Source organism: Corynebacterium frankenforstense (assembly GCF_030211955.1).
GTDB classification, from domain to species: Bacteria; Actinomycetota; Actinomycetes; order Mycobacteriales; family Mycobacteriaceae; genus Corynebacterium; species Corynebacterium frankenforstense_A.
This window is the reverse complement of sequence record NZ_JASODI010000015.1, coordinates 45959-64161: the sequence shown is the minus strand read 5'-3', so window position 1 is coordinate 64161 and position 18203 is coordinate 45959. Positions and strand designations below refer to the sequence as shown.

The 18203-nt window shown below is 72.7% G+C and carries 18 protein-coding genes; 1 reads left to right on the top strand and 17 read right to left on the bottom strand.

Features of this window, described 5'->3' with window-relative positions; all coding sequences use genetic code 11:
• Both QP119_RS08640 and QP119_RS08635 read right to left on the bottom strand, forming a co-directional pair.
• Positions 1-410, bottom strand: a 410-nt coding sequence (locus QP119_RS08640; protein WP_423777786.1) for a hypothetical protein, incomplete at its 3' end; no start/stop codon positions are given.
• A 127-nt stretch (positions 411-537) separates the two neighbouring features.
• Positions 538-882: a DUF4229 domain-containing protein gene (locus QP119_RS08635; RefSeq protein WP_336620418.1), complete on the bottom strand. Its 345-nt coding sequence runs from the start codon at positions 880-882 to the stop codon at positions 538-540.
• Between the two features lie 69 nt (positions 883-951).
• Here QP119_RS08635 and QP119_RS08630 point away from each other — a divergent pair, with 69 nt between their 5' ends.
• Entirely contained in the window at positions 952-1320 is a 369-nt protein-coding gene (locus QP119_RS08630; protein WP_284775315.1) for a hypothetical protein, read from the top strand.
• Positions 1321-1349: 29 nt separating this feature from the next.
• Here the strand turns inward: QP119_RS08630 and rfbA are convergent, their stop codons facing one another.
• The 15 genes from rfbA to QP119_RS08555 all read right to left on the bottom strand — a co-directional run bounded on the left by rfbA (position 1350) and on the right by QP119_RS08555 (position 18141).
• Positions 1350-2222 (bottom strand): glucose-1-phosphate thymidylyltransferase RfbA, encoded by an 873-nt coding sequence (gene rfbA / locus QP119_RS08625; RefSeq protein WP_284775313.1) that lies wholly within the window; start codon positions 2220-2222, stop codon positions 1350-1352.
• A complete protein-coding gene (gene rfbC, locus QP119_RS08620; protein ID WP_284775312.1) occupies positions 2219-2845 on the bottom strand; it encodes a dTDP-4-dehydrorhamnose 3,5-epimerase in 627 nt (208 codons plus the stop codon). The genes rfbA and rfbC overlap by 4 nt, the downstream gene beginning before the upstream one ends.
• 105 nt (positions 2846-2950) lie before the next feature.
• The gene (gene rfbB / locus QP119_RS08615; RefSeq protein WP_284775309.1) at positions 2951-3952 is read right to left on the bottom strand and encodes a dTDP-glucose 4,6-dehydratase; all 1002 of its coding nucleotides are present in this window, start codon (positions 3950-3952) and stop codon (positions 2951-2953) included.
• 150 nt (positions 3953-4102) lie between these two features.
• The gene (locus tag QP119_RS08610) at positions 4103-4414 is read right to left on the bottom strand and encodes a helix-turn-helix domain-containing protein (protein ID WP_284775307.1); all 312 of its coding nucleotides are present in this window, start codon (positions 4412-4414) and stop codon (positions 4103-4105) included.
• Positions 4415-4664: 250 nt separating this feature from the next.
• Positions 4665-5666: a c-type cytochrome biogenesis protein CcsB gene (ccsB, locus tag QP119_RS08605; protein WP_284775325.1), complete on the bottom strand. Its 1002-nt coding sequence runs from the start codon at positions 5664-5666 to the stop codon at positions 4665-4667.
• A gap of 196 nt (positions 5667-5862) precedes the next feature.
• Complete coding sequence (gene resB, locus QP119_RS08600; protein WP_284775305.1) at positions 5863-7527, bottom strand: cytochrome c biogenesis protein ResB; 1665 nt, start codon at positions 7525-7527, stop codon at positions 5863-5865.
• Positions 7528-7676: 149 nt separating this feature from the next.
• Positions 7677-8486: a cytochrome c biogenesis CcdA family protein gene (locus QP119_RS08595; protein ID WP_284775304.1), complete on the bottom strand. Its 810-nt coding sequence runs from the start codon at positions 8484-8486 to the stop codon at positions 7677-7679.
• Positions 8483-9022, bottom strand: coding sequence for a TlpA disulfide reductase family protein (locus tag QP119_RS08590; protein WP_284775323.1), 540 nt, complete (start codon positions 9020-9022; stop codon positions 8483-8485). Before QP119_RS08590 ends, QP119_RS08595 begins: the two co-directional genes overlap by 4 nt.
• 155 nt (positions 9023-9177) lie before the next feature.
• On the bottom strand, positions 9178-9786 hold the full coding sequence (locus QP119_RS08585) for a histidine phosphatase family protein (RefSeq protein ID WP_284775302.1): 609 nt from the start codon (positions 9784-9786) through the stop codon (positions 9178-9180).
• Between the two features lie 9 nt (positions 9787-9795).
• Positions 9796-11124, bottom strand: a complete 1329-nt coding sequence (gene hemL, locus QP119_RS08580) for a glutamate-1-semialdehyde 2,1-aminomutase (protein WP_423777785.1) — start codon at positions 11122-11124, stop codon at positions 9796-9798.
• 68 nt (positions 11125-11192) lie between these two features.
• Positions 11193-12764, bottom strand: a complete 1572-nt coding sequence (gene hemG / locus QP119_RS08575; protein WP_284775322.1) for a protoporphyrinogen oxidase — start codon at positions 12762-12764, stop codon at positions 11193-11195.
• A 47-nt stretch (positions 12765-12811) separates the two neighbouring features.
• A complete protein-coding gene (gene hemE / locus QP119_RS08570) occupies positions 12812-13888 on the bottom strand; it encodes a uroporphyrinogen decarboxylase (RefSeq protein WP_284775298.1) in 1077 nt (358 codons plus the stop codon).
• A 48-nt stretch (positions 13889-13936) separates the two neighbouring features.
• The gene (locus QP119_RS08565; RefSeq protein ID WP_284775297.1) at positions 13937-16672 is read right to left on the bottom strand and encodes a heavy metal translocating P-type ATPase; all 2736 of its coding nucleotides are present in this window, start codon (positions 16670-16672) and stop codon (positions 13937-13939) included.
• A gap of 217 nt (positions 16673-16889) precedes the next feature.
• On the bottom strand, positions 16890-17387 hold the full coding sequence (locus QP119_RS08560) for a hypothetical protein (RefSeq protein ID WP_284775295.1): 498 nt from the start codon (positions 17385-17387) through the stop codon (positions 16890-16892).
• Between the two features lie 19 nt (positions 17388-17406).
• A complete protein-coding gene (locus tag QP119_RS08555; protein WP_284775293.1) occupies positions 17407-18141 on the bottom strand; it encodes a hypothetical protein in 735 nt (244 codons plus the stop codon).
• Positions 18142-18203 lie beyond the last annotated feature (62 nt).

The window sequence follows — 18203 nt, the reverse complement described above, 5'->3', positions numbered from 1 at the left end:
GTCCTGGAGTTGATGAACTGCAGGCTACGGGTCTGCGGGGCGGGTGTGTCCGGCCCGTTGTACTCGTCGAGGAGCCTCTGACAGGCCGTGCGCACCTCATCATGCAAGCCGGTCACACGGCAGGCGCGTGTTCGGAAGCCCCAGGCGCGGCGTTGGTTGTTCAGTTTGGTGGTAAACGACTCGATCATGTCGAGGGTGACGATCGAGTGGCCGTTTTTCCGGGCGGCCTGGATGGCGTTGGTCTTCGCGGAGGTTTCCGAAAAGTAGGTGCGGGCCACTCGGGCGATCTTCTGGGCGTCCATGGGCAGCACACCTAAGTCGGTGAGTTGGTGTTTGCTCATGCCTTCGGCGGCCTCGGCGAGGTCTATGCCTCTACGGGTGACCGTGATGAGTTGGTCGAGCAGGTTCATGTCCCCCAGCATGACCGGCCCGCCAACAGTGCGCGAGAGCACTATGCCCTGCTTGTGGAGCACCAGGGCTGTTCCACAACCGCATTCACGGGCCGGCGCACGGGGGCGGCAATTTCTGGTAAGGGGCTCAGCGCCCGGCGAGCTCCTCGCGGATCCACTCCTTGCGCTGCTTCCCGCGCTCGTGGCGGGCGGCGACGGCCTGCGTGGCCTCGACGCGCATGCGCGGGAAGATCAGCATCGACAGCGGGAACGCCACCAGCAGCGCCAGCAGCGCCGACATCACCAGCGGCACCGGCGCCCCGATCAGCCACGCCGCGAGCTGGATGACCACCGTCAGCGCCAGGAACAGCCCGAGTCGCGCCAGACCGTAACGGGCCAGCGCCCGGCGCGCCCGGGAGCGCAGCTGCTCGTCGCTCTCCGCCGCGCGCGCGTCGTCGGTCAGTTCGGTCGGGGTCGGATCCTGATCTGTCACGCACCCCAGGCTACTAAACCCGCGGGCCTGATCCGTATTGTGGTTGTCGGACGCGAAGGGAGGACCCCGTTGGGACGCCTGATTCTGTTGGCCCTGATCATCCTGGCCGTGGTGCTGCTGTGGAAGGCATTCGGCCCCGGCTCCGGAAACCGCGCCGGCGCCGGACTCAACCGGCCCGCCGAGCGCCCCGAGATCAAGGGCCCCGACGACGACGAGGAGTTCCTCTGGACCCTGGAGAAGAACCGGTTCAAGGAACGCCGCGCCCGCGAGGAGGCCGAGCGCCAGGAGAACGAGCGCATGCGCCGCGCCCACGAGCGTTACGACGCCGCGCCCGCGCCCGAGCCCGGCAAAGAGTCGCCGTCCGCGGATGACGAGGCGGACCCGGGCACGAACGCCGAAGACAAAGGCGAAGCCGGCGAGGACCACCCCGAGAGGTAACCACCCCGCCCACGCGGGGCGCCGCCGCCTCAGCCCCGCTCGCGCTCGAGGATCTCCAGCAGGTACTCGCCGTAACCCGACTTGCGCAACGCGTCCGCACGGGCGCGCAGCGCGGCGTCGGAAATGTAGCCCATGCGCCAGGCGACCTCCTCGGGCGCGCCGATCTTGAGGCCCTGGCGCTGCTCGATGGTGCGCACGAAGTCGCCGGCGGCCATCAGCAGGTCCACCGTGCCGGTGTCCAGCCACGCCGTGCCGCGCGGCAGCACCTCGACGTGCAGCCGACCGCGGCGCAGGTACTCGTTGTTGATGTCGGTGATCTCGAGCTCGCCGCGCGCGCTCGGCGAAAGGCCCCGCGCGATGGAGACGACCTCGTTGTCGTAGAAGTACAGCCCCGGCACCGCGAAGTGGCTCGCCGGACGCTCGGGCTTCTCCTCGAGCGAGAGCGCGCGGCCCTCCGCGTCGAAGTCCACCACCCCGTAGGCCTGCGGGTTGGAGACCCAGTAGGCGAAGATCGCCCCGCCGTCGGGGTCCGTGAAGCGCCGCAGCCGCGTACCCAGCCCGGCGCCGTAGAAGATGTTGTCGCCGAGCACCAGCGCCACCGAGTCGTCGCCGATGTGGTCCGCGCCCACGACGAAGGCGTCCGCGAGCCCGCGCGGGCGGTCCTGCACCGCGAACGAGATGCGCACCCCGAACTGCGAGCCGTCGCCGAGCAGCCGCTCGAACTGCGGCAGGTCCGCCGGCGTCGTGATGACCAGGATGTCCGTGATCCCCGCGAGCATCAGCGTGCTCAGCGGGTAGTAGATCATCGGCTTGTCGTAGACGGGCACGAGCTGCTTGCTCACCGCGTAGGTGATCGGCCACAGCCGCGAGCCGGTGCCGCCGGCGAGGATGATGCCCTTCACAGGCCGGCCTCCTCGGCCGCCTCCGCCCAGCCCGCGCGCAGCTCGTCGAGGCGCCCGCGACAGACCTCGACTTCGGGGAGCAGCCCGCGCTCCTCGAGCTCGACCAGCGACGGTGCGGCCTGGTCCTTCTCGGAGCGGATGTAGTCCATCGTCGGCCACGCCACGTCGACGTCGCCGTCGAGCGCATCGAAGCCGTGCTCGACGCCGGGCTGGTACTCGGAGGTGGTCAGGTAGACGACCACGGAGTCCTCCAGGGCGAGGAAGCCGTGCGCGTAGCCGGAGGGGATGAACACCGCGTGCCGGTTGGCGGCGGTCAGCTCGAAGGCCTTCCACGCCCCGAAGGTCTCCGAGCCGCGGCGCACGTCGACGAGCACGTCGAAGACGGCGCCGGCCGGGCACGTGACCAGCTTGGCCTGTCCGGGCGGCACCTCCGAGTAGTGCAGCCCGCGCAGCACGCCCGCCTTCGAGACGGACATGTTGGCCTGCTGCAGGTCGAGCGGGAAGCCGAGTGCCTCCTCGAAGGCGGAGGCCTTGAACCACTCGTGGAAGGTGCCGCGGTCGTCGGGGTGCACCTCAGGCACCATGTGCAGGACGCCGTCAAAGCCGTCGACTGGTGTGAACATGGCGCCCAGTGTAGCCGCGGCTCAATTGCCGACGTCCCGCCCCGCACCGCGGGCGAGAACCCGCGCCGTGGGCGGGGCACGGCGTCGGCAAGCGACGCCGGCGCACTAGAGCCGGCGCTCGGTGGCGGCGTAGAAGTCCTCGGCGGCGTCGAAGGCGGCGCGCCACCACGGCTCGTTGGCGCGGTACCAGTCGACGGTCGCGGCCAGGCCCGCGGCGAGGTCCGTGTGGCGCGGGGTCCAGCCCAGCGCGCGGGTGCTCGCGGCGTCGATGGCGTAGCGGCGGTCGTGGCCGGGGCGGTCGGTGACGTGCTCGAAGTCGTCGGCGGCGCGGCCGAAGGCGCGGTTGAGGGCGCGCACGACGTCGAGGTTGCTCGCCTCGCCGTCGGCGCCGATAAGGTAGGTCTGGCCGGGCTCGCCGCGCTCGACGATCGCCCAGACGGCGTCGTTGTGGTCGTCGACGTGGATCCAGTCGCGCACGTTCTCGCCGGTGCCGTAGACGCGCGGCGGGCGGCCGGAAAGCAGGCGCAGGATCTGGCGCGGGATGAACTTCTCGGGGTGCTGGCGCGGGCCGTAGTTGTTCGAGCAGTTCGAGATCGTCGCGCGCAGCCCGAAGCTGCGCACCCAGGCGCGCACGAAGTGGTCGGCCGAGGCCTTCGACGCCGAGTAGGGGCTCGAGGGCCGGTAGGGCGTCTGCGGGGTGAAGCGGGCCGGGTCGGCGAGGGCGAGGTCGCCGAAGACCTCGTCGGTGGAGATGTGGTGCAGGCGCACGTCGTGGCGCGCGCAGGCGGCCAGCACCGCGACGGTGCCCTCGACGTTGGTGCGCACGAAGGCGGCGGGGTCGCGCAGGGAGCGGTCGTTGTGGCTCTCGGCGGCGAAGTGGACGACGAGGTCCGCGTCGGCGACGAGATCGTCGACGAGCGCGGCGTCGCACACGTCGCCCTCGACGAGGCGGCACCGGCCGGCGTCCAGGTCGGCGAGGCTGGCCGGGTTGGCGGCGTAGGTCAGCTTGTCGAGCACCGTGACCCGCGTGTCGGGACGCGTGGCGAGGGTGCGACGCACGAAGTTCGAGCCGATGAAGCCGGCGCCGCCGGTGACGAGGATGCGCATGGGCTCAACGGTAGCGTCTCGGGGAGCCGGATCCCGCGGGCGGCCCGACGCCGGGCGCACTCGCCTCGTTCAGAGATGCGCCGCGAGCACTCGGCGGGACGCCCCGGACGGAGTTTGTTCTCCTGGCTTCCGGTGGCCGGCACCGGGAGGTCAGTTACGGGCAGTGGCTTCCGAGGGTGCGGCCGCGGCTTCGGCGGCGTCGGCGGCCACTCCGGCTCCGGCCTCGGCGAAGCAGAGCTCGAGGCCGAGCACGCGCGCGACCGCCTGGACCTTCTCCCAGCGCACCCCCGTCGCGCCGTGCTCGATGGCGTGCAGGGTCGAGCGGGAGACCCCGGCGGTGGCGGCGACGTCCTGCTGGAGCCGGCCCAGCTCGCGGCGGCGCTCGGCGAGTTCGGAGCCCAGTTGGACCAGCTCGGGGATGTCGCCCGCGGGTTTGCCGGTCTTGCGCCTGGGTGCACTCATCGCTGATTCCTCCTGTGTCCTGTGCGGACCCGGGGGTGCCCGGGCCGATCATGACGCCTACCACTCCAGTAAGCCTAGCCTTAGAACTTACCCGGTCCGCAGGCGGAAAATCCAGCCCCTCCCCCGCCGGCCCCGAGCCGCGCCTTCCCCTCCATACGACGCAACCCCGCCGTCCGGAGATGGATCCGGAGGCGGGGTGTGATGTCGGCAGGCGGCGCGGGCCGGGCGCACCGCGCCGCGCGGGCCGCGGTCAGTTCAGACCGGCGTAGGAGTGCAGGCCGGAGACGACCATGTTGATGAAGAACAGGTTGAAGATCATCGTGCCCATCGCCACGATGTTGATCCAGGCCGCGCCGACCTTCCAGCCGACCGTCGCACGGGCGTGCAGGTAGGCGGCGTAGAGGATCCAGGTGATGAAGGAGAACGTCTCCTTCGGGTCCCAGCCCCAGAACCGGCCCCAGGCCGCCTCGGCCCAGATCGCGCCGAGGATGATGCCGATGCCCAGGATCGGCAGCGTGTACACGGCCAGGCGGTAGGCGATGCGGTCGAGCTTCTCGGCGCTCGGCAGCGGGCGGACCACCGGGGCGAGGAAGCCGTGCTCCTCGCCCACGGGCTGCCAGACGCGCAGCAGGAACAGGATCGAGAACACGCCCGAGACCAGGCCGATCGACGCGCCCACCGACACCGAGGTCACGTGGATCGGCAGCCAGTAGGACTGCAGCGCCGGCACCACCGGGGCGGCCTCGGCGTAGAGCTTGGTGCCCGCGAAGAACATCAGCACCAGCATCGGGGTCAGCAGCCACGGCCACACGACACGGCTGCCGCGCGCCTGCACCACCACCGTGGCCACGACCATGGTCGCCGCGGTGATCATCAGCATGTACTCGTAGAGGTTGCCCAGCGGGAAGCGCCCGACGGCGAAGCCGCGGGTGACCACGGCGACGACGTGCAGGATGATGCCCAGCCAGATCACCGACTGGGTGGCCCCGCCCCACTTGCGCGCGCTCGCGCGCTGCCTGGCCAGCGCGTCGTCACCCGGAACGGCGCCTTCGGCACCCTCGGTGCCGGGCGCGACGTCGGAAATCGGGGCGTCGGAACCGGCGCCGACGGTGACCAGCTCGCGCTCCTCGGTGCGGCGGCGGGTGCGGGCGATGATCGCCTGGGCGCGCACGTAGTAGAACAGCGACAGGACCAGGGCGATGAGGTAGACGAGGAACGTCGCCTGGAACGCCCGGTCCGACAGGGTCGCCATGGTCGGATCGACGATGCTATCCACTGAAGCTCTCTCCTTCTTCCGCCGGCCCGGTGGGCCACGTATGAGGGGGAGATTACCAGAGAGGCACCTAAAACCCGAGGTCGGCCCGTTGGACGGGCCACCCCGGGCGGGGGTGGACCGCGCGCGATTGCCGACGTCGCGCAGAGCGGCGTGGGCGGTTGCGTTGCGCGTGCTACGCCAGCGGGCCCTCGATGAGCTCGTCCTCGTCGGGCTCGCCGGCGCCGCCCTCGACCTCGTCGGGGTCGGGCAGGTCGAAGATGTCGCGGTAGAGCTCCTCGAACTCCTCGCCCCAGCCGGCGCGGTCGGTGCGCGCCAGGCCGGCCATCTCCAGGTCGGTGCCGCCGGCGGCGGCCGGGCGCACACGCACCCACACGCGGCGGCGCTTGATCGCCAGGGAGGCGACCAGCGAGCCCAGCATGATCACCGCCGAGACGAGCACCCAGCCCTGGAAGGGGTCGCGGGCGATCTGGTAGTTCGCGTACTCGCTGGCGCCGTCGAAGGTGAGCTCGGTGCCGTCGTCGAGGGTGACCGACTCGCCCTGGTTGAGGTTGACGCGCTCGATGCGCTGCAGCTGGCCGGAGTGGACCAGCGAGGCGTCGAGGCTGAAGATCGACTGGCCCACACCGGTGTCCAGGCCGTTGTCGCCGCGGTAGACGTCGATGGCCACGGCCGGGTCGCGCAGCTCCGGGAAGGAGGAGCTGAGCAGCGCGCCGTTCTCGCCGGTCCACTCGGCCGTCGGGGCGAACAGCCCCTCGATGGCCAGCTGGTTCTGGCGACGCTCGTAGAGGTCCGGGTACATGCCGGCCGGCGGGTCGAAGCGCATCGCGCCCGAGGACAGGAAGTTCGTCGGGTCGTCCGGGCGGAACTGGATGGTCTGGGTGCGGGTCTCGCCGTTGGGCCACTTGACCGTGAAGGTCGGCGCGAAGCCGTGGCCCTGCAGGTAGACGCGGTCGCCGCCGAGGCGCAGCGGGTGGTTGACCTTGAGCTCGTAGTCGCGCCAGGTCGCCGGGTCGCTGGTGATGTCCTCGCCCTCGGCGTAGGAGATGTTCGAGGTGAACATCTCGGCCTGGCCGTTGGGCAGGTAGTCCGCGGTGAAGTCGTGGGCGATGAAGCAGAACGGGCTGAGCTTGCCGCGGTAGAGCGGCCCGGAGCGGAAGGAGTCGAAGTTGGAGTCCGAGGTGTTGCAGAACTCCGTGGACTGGCCCAGGGCGACCGCCCCGGTCGAGCCCGACTCCGTGACGACGATGACCTGGCCCTCGTAGTAGACCATCCGGCCGGCGGCGATGGTGACCAGGATGGCCACCAGGCCCAGGTGGAAGACGAGGTTGAAGAACTCGCGGGCGTAGCCGCGCTCCGCGGACAGCGAGCGGACCCCGGCGCGGTCCTCCTCGGCGGAGAAGACCGACACACGCCAGCCCTTGAGCCGGCCGCGCACCTGGTCGAGCACCTCGTCGGGGGTCGCGTCGAGGTGGCCGGTGTGGTGGTGCGGCATGCGCGTCAGGCGCTTCGGGGCGCGCACCGGCTTGGCGCGCATCGCCTTGTAGTGCTCCCAGCTGCGCGGGATGATGCAGCCGACCAGCGAGATCGTCAGCAGGACGTAGATCGCCGTGAACCAGGACGAGGAGAAGACGTCGAAGAGCTGGAGCTTGTCGTAGATCTCGGCGAGGCGGCCGTTGTTGGCGATGTAGTCGTTGACCTTCTCCTCGTTGAGGCTGCGCTGCGGCAGCAGCGCGCCCGGGATCGCCGCGACGGCGACGAGGAAAAGGAGGATCAGCGCCGTGCGCATGCTGGTCAGCCAGTTCCATGCGCGACGCAGCCAGCGCGTCACCTGCTTCATCTGTTCCTTCTCCTCTGTCGTCTGGTCGTGTATCGGATTGTTCCGGGGTCGTGCTGCCCGGGTGGTGGCTGCCGCTGGGGGGCCATGGCACCGGCCGTGCACCGGTCGCGCGCAGGTCACGCCTGCGACGGCGCCGGCCCCGGGAGGCCCTAGATCACGGTCGTGCCGTAGCCGACCGTCCACTGCCGGACCCAGCCGACGAACTCGGCCCACACCCCGGTCACCAGCGCGAGGCCCACGAGGATCATCAGGACCCCACCGATGACCTGGATGGTACGGGAGTGCCTGCGCAGCCAGCCCACGCCCCGTAGCGCCCAGGTCGAGCCCAGCGCGAGCAGCAGGAACGGCAGGCCGAGGCCCAGGCAGTAGGCCACGATGAGCACCACCCCGCGCGCGGCCGTGGTGCCCTCGGTGCCGGCGGCCACCGAGATGATCGCCGCGAGCGTCGGACCCAGGCACGGCGTCCAGCCCAGGGCGAAGACGCCGCCGAGCAGCGGCGCGCCGACCCAGGTGGTCACCCGCTTCGGGCTCATGCGCGTGTCGCGCTGCAGCCCCGGGATGAAGCCCAGGAAGACCAGGCCCATCACGATGGTGACCACCCCGCCGACGCGCATGAGCGTCTCGGCGTTGAGGGTGAGCATGCCGATCGCGCCGAAGACGGTGGCCGTGCCGAGCACGAAGACCACCGTGAAGCCCAGGATGAACAGCAACGCGGCGATGACCACGGCCCACTGGCGGCGCCGGCCCACGGTCGGGCCGTGCTCGCCGGAGTAGTCCATCTCCCCGCCGACCGTGCCGGCCAGGTAGGAGAGGTAGCCGGGCACCAGCGGGACCACGCACGGGGTCGCGAAGGAGACCAGGCCGGCCAGCGCCGCGGCCACCAGCGCCAGCACCAGCGGGCCGCCGGCGACCGTCTCGGCGAAGGTGCCGCCCGCCGCCAGAACGTCAGCTTCCGTCACTGCTCCTCCAGGAGGCCGTCGACGACCTCGGAAATCTCGGTGTCGGTGATCCCGCGCAGGAAGACGGCGGCCGGACGGTGCTGCTTGTCCAGCACGATCGTCGTCGGCACCACGGAGGTCGGCACGCCGCCCAGGGCGGCCGCGGTGCGGAACGGCGGGTCGTAGATCGAGGGGTAGGTCACCCCGTTGTCCTTGACGAAGTCCCGCGCGATCTCCGCGTTGTGGTCGCGCACGTTGATGCCGAGCACCGTGGCCGGCTTGTCCTCCGCTCTGAAGGACTCCTGCAGGCGCTCGAGGTCGTCGACCTCCGCGCGGCACGGCGCGCACCACTGGCCCCAGGCGTTGAGCACGACGACCTGGCCGTCGAAGTCCGACAGCGAGATCGTCTCGCCCTCGTCCATCAGAGACTCACCCGAGAAGCCCTGCAGGGGGGCGCGCTCGGACTCGTCGTAGAAGACCTCGGTGCTGCCGCTCGGCGAGTAGAAGTCGAAGGTGCCGCCGATGGCCACGGCGTCGTCGCCGCCGGCGTCCTCCATCGAGCACGCCGACAGCGCACCCGCCGCCACCACGACGGCGCCGAACAGCCCGGCCACGCGCGCACCGCGGCGCACGCCGGTGCTCCCCGCACCCACGGCACGGGAACCGCGGCGGCGCAGGGCGGGACGTCGGAAATTGATGGGGTCCGCCACAGTCAGATCTCCTGCGCGGGCTCGGTGTAGACGCACTCGGCGACGGCGGCGCCGCGGAAGACCAGAGAGGTCACGCTCGCCAGCTCGCAGCGGCGGTCCCACGGCATGTGCGCGACGTCGAGGCCGGCGACCCAGCGCTGCACGGTCACGATCGGCAGCTGGTGGGTGACCAGCACGGCCTCGTGGCCCTCGGCGGCCAGGCGGGCGCGCTCGACGGCGTCGAGCATGCGCGACTGGATGTCGCGGTAGGGCTCGCCCCAGCTCGGCTCGGAGGGGTCGACCATCAGCGGCCAGCGCACCGGGTTGATCAGCTGGGTGCGCCAGCCCTTGGTGCGCAGCCCCTCGAAGCGGTTGCCGGCCTCGATGAGGGACTCGTCGACCTGCGGCTCCAGGCCGGTCACGCACGCCATCGGCAACGCGGTCTGGCGGGTGCGCTGCAGCGGCGAGCAGGCCAGGTGCGTCACGTCGTGGCCCTCGAAGGCCTGGGCCGTGCGCGCGGCCTGGGACTCCCCGCGCGCGGAGAGGCGGAAGCCCGGCAGGCGACCGTAGAGCACGCGCTCCGGGTTGTGCACCTCCCCGTGGCGCACGAGGTGGACGATCGTCGTGGACATGGCTGTCTCCTAGGAGTTCGGGTCGGCCACGGCGGCGGCGCGGGCGGCCGGGGCGAGCGCGGCCTCGATGCGCTCAAAATCATCGTCGGTGAGCGCCGACGAGACAAACCAGGTCTCGAAGACGCTCGGCGGGGCGTAGACGCCCGCGTCGAGCAGCGCGTGGAAGAACGCCGGGTAGCGGAACGTGTCCGCGGCCTTCATGTCGGAGAAGTTGCGGCCGGCGCCCTCGGCGAAGCGCACCGAGAGCATCGTGGCGGCGCGCTGGATGTGGTGCGGCACGCCCTCGGCCTCGAGCGCGGTGTCGATCAGACCGGCCAGGCGGTCGGCGTTGGTGCACACCGTGTCGTAGACCTCCGGGGTGGCGCTGGTCAGCGAGGCCACACCCGCGGCCGTGGCCACCGGGTTACCGGACAGGGTGCCCGCCTGGTAGACGGGGCCCTCCGGGGCGAGGTGCTTCATGATCTCGGCGCGCCCGCCGAAGGCCGCCGCGGGCAGGCCGCCGGAGACGACCTTGCCGAAGGTGGTCAGGTCGCCGGCGACACCGTCGACGCCGTACCAGCCGTTGTAGGAGGTGCGGAAGCCGGTCATGACCTCGTCGAGGATGAGCAGCGCGCCGTCGGCGTGCGCGATCTCCTTGAGCGCGGCGTTGAAGCCCTCGTCCGGGGCGACGGTGCCCATGTTGCCGGCGGCGGCCTCGGCGATGATGCAGGCGATCTCGCCCGGGTGCTCGGCGAAGGCGCCGCGCACGGCCTCCAGGTCGTTGTAGGGCACGACGATGGTGTCGGCGGCGGCCGCGCCGGTCACCCCCGGCGAGTCCGGCAGCGCGAAGGTCGCCACACCCGAGCCGGCCGAGGCCAGCAGCGCGTCGACGTGGCCGTGGTAGCAGCCCTCGAACTTGAGCACCTTCGGCCGGCCGGTGTAGCCGCGGGCCAGGCGCACGGCGGACATCGTCGCCTCGGTGCCGGAGTTGACCAGGCGGACCTCCTCGACGGAGGTGCGGTCGACGATCAGGCGGGCCAGCTCGACCTCGCCGTAGGAGGGCGTGCCGAAGGACAGGCCCTTGAGCGCGGCCTCACGCACGGCCTCGACGACGGCCGGGTGCGCGTTGCCCATCAGCATCGGGCCCCAGGAGCAGACCAGGTCGACGTAGTCGTTGCCGTCGACGTCGGTCAGGTGCGAGCCCTTGGCCGACTCGATGAAACGGGTCTGGCCGCCGACGGAGCCGAAGGCGCGCACCGGGGAGTTCACCCCGCCGGGGGTGAGCCGGCGGGCCTCGGTGAACATCTCGGCGGACCGGGCGGTGTTTTCGGAGGTGGGCTGGGAACCGGGGGTAGTCATGGGGACCATTGTAGGGGTGCCCGGGGCGCCGCCGGGAGGTCCCCACCGCCCGGCGCGCGCCCGGCGGGTCAGTCCCCCTGGCCGAGCAGCCGGGCCGCGGCGGCCCGCGCGTCGGCGATGACGGCCGGCACGCCCACGCCGCCGGCCCAGGAGCCGGTGACCTCGACGCCGGGCACCTCGGCGACGGCCGCACGGGCGGCGGCGACGTGCTCGAGGTGGTGCTCGTCGTACCGCGGGATCCCGCCGAGCCAGCGCTGCACGTAGATCTCGGCGACGCCGGCCTCGCGGGCGTCGAAGCCGGTGATCGTCTTCAGGTCGTCGAGGGCGTAGTCGACGAGGGTGTCCTCGTCCTCGCGGATCAGCGCGTCGTCGCCGAAGCGGCCGAAGCTGGCGCGCAGGATCAGCCCGCCGCGCTCGGCCAGGTGCGGCCACTTCTTCGACGAGAAGGTGAAGGCCTTGGCGTGCACGCCCGGCTCGTCGCCGGCGACGAGGACCCCGGAGTTCTCCGGGAAGCCCTCGCCGGACTCGAGGCGCAGCCCCACGACGACGGAGCCGGCGAGCTTGACCGGCCTGAGAGCCTCGGCGGTCGCCGGGGAGACGGCCGCGAGCAGGCGCGCGGTGGTCGGCGCCGGGGTGGCCACGAGCACGGCGTCGTAGGTGCCCTCGCCGGCGCCGGTCAGGCGGTAGCCCTCGCCGTCGCGGGCGAGCCCGCTGACGAAGGCGTCGAGGTAGATCCTGGCCCCGGAGGCCTCGGCGAGCGCCTCGTAGAGCTCGCGGAAGCCGCCGCGCAGGGTGCCGAAGATGACGGGGCGCTTCTTCCGCTTGCCGACGCCGTCCTGGTCGCCCTCGGCGCTACCCGCACCGTCGGCGGGCTGGGCGCCGTCGCCGGCGACGGCGCCGGTGGCCTGCGTCCCGGCCGGGTGCGCGGCGCTGGTGGTCGGCTCGGCGGTCGCGGCCACGGAGCCGCGTGCGCCCTTCTCCCCGCGCTTGGCGGCGGCCTGCGCGGCCCGGGAGTCGAGCACGCGCTTGACGGCCCCGGAGAGCGTGGGCTTCTCGCTGGCCTCGACCATCGCGTCGAAGGCCTCCGCGAGCTGCGGCACGGTCGCGCGCACGCCGAGGTCGTCGGCGGTGCAGGAGTAGACCCCGCCGAGCAGCGCGGAGACGGCCCGCTCGACGACCTCGCCGCCGTAACGCGCCCGCACCAGCTCGCCGACATTGAGGTCGCCGCCGACCGGCCAGTCGACCGGCTCGGCGTCGCCCTCGGCGTCGATGCGCGCGGCGGTCTCCGCGGAGACCAGGTGGGCCACCGGCTCACTGGTCGCCGGGATGCCCATGACGGTGCCCGCCGGCAGCGGCTTCATCACCCCACCGGTGAAGACGGTCGAGTGCAGCCCGGAGGTGCCCACCACGTCGTCGCCCAGGCCGAGCTCGTCGATGAGCTCGCGGGCCGCGGGCCGGCGCACCAGGAAGGCCTCGGCGCCGAGGTCGACGGGGCCGGCCTCGAAGGGCACCGAGCACAGCTTGCCGCCGATGCGGTCGGTGGCCTCGAAGACCTCGACCTCGGCCTCCGGGTCGCGGCGGTGGATCTCCCAGGCGGCGGTCAGGCCGGCGATGCCGGCCCCGATGATGGCGTAACGCAACGGGGTGTGCTCCTTCACTACTCGACTACCCGCGTGTCTCGCGGGCGCTAGTCCGTCTCGTGGACGATGCGGACGGCCTCGGTGACGGCCTCGGCGGGGGTCTCGGGCAGCACGCCGTGGCCCAGGTTGAAGATGTGGCCGGTGGCGTAGCCCTCTTCGACCGCCCGGCGCGCGGCGGCGCGGATGCGCTCCACCTCGGCGCGCACGACGTCGGGACCGGCGAACAGCAGCGCGGGGTCCAGGTTACCCTGCAGCACCTTCGGCCCGGCCGCGCGGAAGATGCGCTCGGCGGCGCGGTCCAGCGGCACGCGCCAGTCCACGCCGACGACCTCGGGTCCGGCCTGCGCCATGTCGGCGAGCAGCTCGCCGGTGGTCACGCCGAAGTGGATGCGCGGGATCTCTGCGCCGGCGACGGCCTCGAAGATGCGCCGCGAGTACGGCAGGACGTGCTCGCGGTAGTCGTACTCGGAGAGGTAGCCGGCCCAGGAGTCGAAGAGCTGCACGGCGTCGACGCCGGCGGCGATCTGCCCGGACAGGAACGCGGTGACCGTGGACACGAGGCGCTCCATGAGCGCGTGCCAGGTCTCCGGCTCGGTGTGCATCAGGGCCTTGGTGTGCCGGTGGTTCTTGCTCGGCCCGCCCTCAACGAGGTAGCTGGCCAGCGTGAAGGGCGCACCGGCGAAGCCGATGAGCACCTGGTCGTCGCGCAGGCCGTCGAGGATCCCGGAAATACCCTCGCCGACTGCGGCGACGGGCTCCTCGAGGACGGGCAGCGCGTCGACGTCGGCGCGGCTGCGCACGGGGTGGTCCATGACGGGCCCGCGGCCGGGCACGATGTCCACGCCCACGCCGGCGGCCTTGAGCGGGACGACGATGTCGGAGAAGAGGATCGCGGCGTCGACGTCGTGGCGGCGCACCGGCTGCAGCGTGATCTCGGTGAGCAGGTCGGGCCGGAAGCAGGACTCGAGCATGCCCACCCCGGCGCGGATCTCGCGGTACTCCGGCAGCGAACGGCCTGCCTGGCGCATGAACCACACCGGCGTGCGCGTCGGGGTCCGCCCGGCGACGGCGTCGAGGAACGGGGCGCGGGTGAGCCGGCGACGTGCCGGGGAAGGGGTGATCATGCCCCCGATTGTGCCCGAACCCGTCGGCGCCCGACCAACCGGCGTGCGCTACACGGCCACGGGGCGCGCGGCGAGGTTGGACATCCCCTCGATGACCAGGGAGGCGGCGAGCATCGCGACGGTCGCGCCGAGCGGGTGGAGCACGCCGGTCAGGGCGCCGACGACCGCGACGGCGTTGTAGCCCCAGGCGAAAAGGATGTTGCGGTCGATGATGCGGCACACGCGGCGGGCCAGGGCGAGCAGCTCCTCGATGGCGCGGACGTCCTTGCGCAGCACCACCACGTCGACGCCGCGGTCGATCTCGTCGCTGTCGCGGTCGGGCTCGAGCGGGACGGTGCCGGAGACGAGCACGCCGACGTCGGCGACGCGCAGCGCGGCGGAGACCGACTCGTCGCCGACCATGGTCACGGTGTTGCCCTGGGTGTGCACGGTGCGCACGGTGCGGGCCTTGCGGCCGGGGGCGATGCCGGCGAGCACCCGGGAGATGCCGACGCTGTCGGCGAAGCGGCGGGCGACCGGGTAGATGTCGCGCGAGATCATCATGGTCTCCACGCCGAGGGCCTCGATGCCGTCGACGGCCTCGGCCGCGTCCTCCTTGACCGGGTCGTGCAGGGTGATCACGCCGCGGTCCACGCCGCCGATCGCGACGATGATCGGGGTGCCCTGCACGGAGGCCAGGGTGGCCAGCGGCTCGTCGAGGTCACCGACGGTGCACGGGCGCCACAAACGGGCGTTGACGTGGCGCTCGCGGCGCTTGCCCTCGGGGCCGTCGACCGGCAGCGTGCAGGTGGCCACGAAGTCGCCGCCGGCGGTGACCTTGGCGCTGGTGACGGGCACGCGGCGGGGCACGACGGTGTCGCCCGGGGCGTGCGGGATGGAGCGCGCGGCGCGCACGATGGCGCGGGCGGCCGGGTGCGGCGAGTCCGCGACGAGGCTGGCGGCCACGCGCAGCAGCAAGTCACGGTCGTTGCCGGGCAGCGCCTTGACGGACTCGACGACCATGTCGGAGGCGGTCAGGGTGCCCACGCGGTTGAAGATCAGCGTGTCGGTGCCCTCGAGGCGGCGCATCACGCCGCCGTCGCGCAGCAGCAGGCCGTGCCGGGCGCCGGCCTCGGTGCCCAGGCGCAGCGCCAGCGCCGAGGAGAGCGCCAGGGCCGGCGGGGCCACGCAGGCGAGCACGGCCAGGCCGGTGGCGAAGGCCCCGGTCGGGTTGCCGGTGAACCACCACCAGCCGAGGAAGGAGACGACGGCCAGGAAGCAGGAGACGACGATCAGCCAGGACGCCGAGCGCGTCGAGAGCATGACCGCGTCGTTCTGCCGGCGGTTGACCTGGGCGACCCACCGCTCGACGGCGGCGATGCGGGTGGCGTGGCCGGTGCGGCGCACGCGCACCTTCAGGGTGCCGGACCCCACGCGGTCGCCGGCGCCGACGTGCCCGCCGACGCTGACCTGGTAGGTCGGCTTGGTGTGGCGGTGGTGGCCCAGGCCGTGGCCGCGCATGTGGGTGTGGCCCTCGCCATGGCCGTGGTCCGGGCCGCGGGCGGCGGAGAGCACCGAGGCGACGATGACGCCGGAGCCGCCGACGACCATGCCGTCGACGGGCACGAGCTGGCCCGGCGTGAGCACGATGTCGTCGCCGACGTTGACCTCGCCGAGCGGCAGGCGCTCGCCCTCCGGGTCGTTGGGGTGGCGGCGGCGCTGCGCGATGGTGACCTCGGAGTGCAGGTCGGGGCGGGCGGCGGCGAGCTCCTCGACGAGGCTGGAGCGCGACTGGATCGACCAGCGCCGGCCGACCAGCAGCAGCGTGGTCATGCCGCAGGCGACGTCGAGGAAGATGTCCGGCCCGGAGCCGCCGAACATCGGCGGGGTGAAGAAGCCCGACGCCGAGAGCCAGCCGGGCCGCCCGGCGTCGGTGAACAGCAGCGCGCCGAGCGACCAGACGAAGGCGGCGGCCACGGCGATCGAGCTCGCCCCGTCGAGGGCGGTCGCGCCGCGGCGCACGCCGCCGGCCAGGGCGCGGTGGAACGGCCAGGCGCACCAGGTGACCACGGGCAGCGACAGCGCGAGGGTGACCCACTGCCAGTAGTCGAACTGCCAGCCGGTCACGAGGCTGAGCAGCAGCACCGGCACGGTCAAAATCACGGCGGTGACCAGGCGCGGGGTCGTGATCAGCCCGCGGGCGGTGTAGAGGACGTCGCGGCTCGCGCCGAGGTTGCCGCGGCGCGCGGCGTGCGCGACGGTCGCCGAGGCGGGCGCGCCGTTGGTGCGGCGCTCGGCCTCGGCGTCCTCGCGGGCGGCGGCGCGCAGCCAGCCCTCGCGGCGGGCGCGCTGCAGGGCGCGCTCCTCGCCGACGGAGCGGCGCACGGGCCGCCGGTTGCGGCGCACCCGGGCGTGCCGGGTCTGCTCGAGCTGCTCCACGCGTCGGCGCGTGGCCGGCGTCGGGGTGGCGGTGAGCCCGAACTGCGCGAAGATCGCCGTGAGGCGCTCCCCCGGAATTTCCGACGGCGCGCTGACCCACGCCCTGGCGTCCGGGTAGATGATGCGCGCATGGACGCCGGGGACGGCCTCCAGGGCGGCGACGAGGTGCTCGACGTCGCTGGCGTCGACGGTCTCCTCGCCCAGGCCCTTCAGGTCGAAGGCCCAGGAGACGAGGGTGACCACGTCGTCCTCGACCTCGACGCCGGCGCGGGCGGCGGCGTGCCGGGCGCGCTGGATGACCTGGTCGAGGCCCTCGCCGGACGGCGGCGTCTGCTCCGCGCGGGCCGCCTGCTCCTCTGCGCTCACCCCGTCTCCGCCTCCTTGCGTGTGTCTCGGGTGTCCCGGGTGTCTCCCGGCGTCGGCCGGTGTGCGTCCGGTTACCGGGCGTTTCCCGGCCGGTTGATCCGTTCCACTGTAGACCGCCCGGACACGAAACGCCCGCCCGACCGGAGATCCGGCGGGCGGGTGCGGGCGCTGGCGGGGCCGACCGGGCGTCACCGCTGTCGGCCCCCGGCCCGGGGCGCTAGGCGCCCGGGGTGTCGACGCCGCTGTGGTAACGGATGAAGCCGTTGGCGTCGGGGCGGAACATCGCCACCGCGGCGGCGGCGAAGACGACCAGGCTCAGCAGCACCGCCGGGCCGACGACCTTGGCCACCAGCGCGATCATGTTGCCCACCACGAGCAGCACCAGGAACACAGCCACCCAGCGCCGCCAGACGCGCGAGCCGGCGCGCACCTGCGGGGCGCACAGGCCGACCAGCAGCGCGCCGACGAGATTGAACCAGGCGACGAAGCGCATGTTGGAGCGCACGTTCTCGGCGTGCTCAGCGTTCCACTCGACGATCTCCTGCGGCACGTCGGTGGTCAGCAGCATCAGGCCGGCCACGGCGCACAGCACGGCCCCGGCGGCGAGCAGCCAGTAGGCCACGTCGAGCGAGCGCGGCCGCCCGGACTCCGGGTCGTAGTGGTAGTCGCGGTTCGGGTCGGGCCGGTTTCCCCCGCTGGCGGGGGTCGGGAACATCGTCACGGCGGATCCTCTCTCAGCGGTTGCCCGGGTCGGTCCAGGTGCGGTCCTGCTCGGCGGCGGCCTCGGCCGTCCAGCGCACCGTCTCCGAGTTGAAGATGTACACCAGCGCCAGGGCCGCGGCCACCCCGGCGAGCACCTGCACCGAGCCGTCGACGGCGAGCAGCGCGACGGGGATGGAACCGGCCCCTGCCGCGCCGACGCCGAAGAGGGCGACGGCCCGGATGACCAGGTAGATGCTGAAGAACATCAGCAGCCGGCGCGAGCCGTCGGACCAGCGGTGGCGCCGGGCGATCATCACCGTGGCCCACAGCAGGATCAGCTGGATGGCGATGCCGACCAGCGCCGAGAAGCCCGCGGAGGCGTATACGGCCACGTCCAGCATCTGCGGGGAGACGTCCGCGCCCTCGGTCTGCTCGAGGGTCTCGCGGGCCATGGTGCGCAGCGCGCCCGGGTCCGCGAGCACGCCGGCCACGCTGAGCAGCTGGTGCAGGATCTCCAGGCCGACGATGCCGCGCCACAGCGCGACGAGGATGCGCACCGCCTCCGGCGGCCGCTTGGCGTCCTCCTTGCGGGACTTGCTGCCCTTGCCCGACGTGCCGGCTACACCGGTCGAGCCGGCCGTGCCCGGGGCACCGGGCGCGCCGGAGCCGTTGTCCACGGCGGCAGGCGCGTCGGCCGGCGCCTGCGGGGCGCCGGACCCCGTCCCCGGGGTGCCCGGCGCTCCCCGGCGGTCGTCTCCGGTGGTCATCAGGTGCTCCTCCTTCGTCCGCGGCGCACCACGGCCCCACGTTACGCAGGACGCCGCGCAGC

Bases quoted from the DNA above. Each gene is read 5' to 3' on its own strand.
- ccsB (WP_284775325.1), bottom strand. From the start codon at position 5,666: ATGGCGACCCTGTCGGACCGGGCGTTCCAGGCGACGTTCCTCGTCTAC.
- resB (WP_284775305.1), bottom strand. From the start codon at position 7,527: ATGAAGCAGGTGACGCGCTGGCTGCGTCGCGCATGGAACTGGCTGACC.
- QP119_RS08560 (WP_284775295.1), bottom strand. From the start codon at position 17,387: ATGTTCCCGACCCCCGCCAGCGGGGGAAACCGGCCCGACCCGAACCGC.
- hemL (WP_423777785.1), bottom strand. From the start codon at position 11,124: ATGACTACCCCCGGTTCCCAGCCCACCTCCGAAAACACCGCCCGGTCC.
- QP119_RS08555 (WP_284775293.1), bottom strand. From the start codon at position 18,141: ATGACCACCGGAGACGACCGCCGGGGAGCGCCGGGCACCCCGGGGACG.
- rfbC (WP_284775312.1), bottom strand. From the start codon at position 2,845: ATGTTCACACCAGTCGACGGCTTTGACGGCGTCCTGCACATGGTGCCT.
- rfbB (WP_284775309.1), bottom strand. From the start codon at position 3,952: ATGCGCATCCTCGTCACCGGCGGCGCCGGCTTCATCGGCTCGAACTTC.
- QP119_RS08610 (WP_284775307.1), bottom strand. From the start codon at position 4,414: ATGAGTGCACCCAGGCGCAAGACCGGCAAACCCGCGGGCGACATCCCC.
- hemE (WP_284775298.1), bottom strand. From the start codon at position 13,888: ATGATCACCCCTTCCCCGGCACGTCGCCGGCTCACCCGCGCCCCGTTC.
- QP119_RS08590 (WP_284775323.1), bottom strand. From the start codon at position 9,022: ATGGAGGACGCCGGCGGCGACGACGCCGTGGCCATCGGCGGCACCTTC.
- QP119_RS08585 (WP_284775302.1), bottom strand. From the start codon at position 9,786: ATGTCCACGACGATCGTCCACCTCGTGCGCCACGGGGAGGTGCACAAC.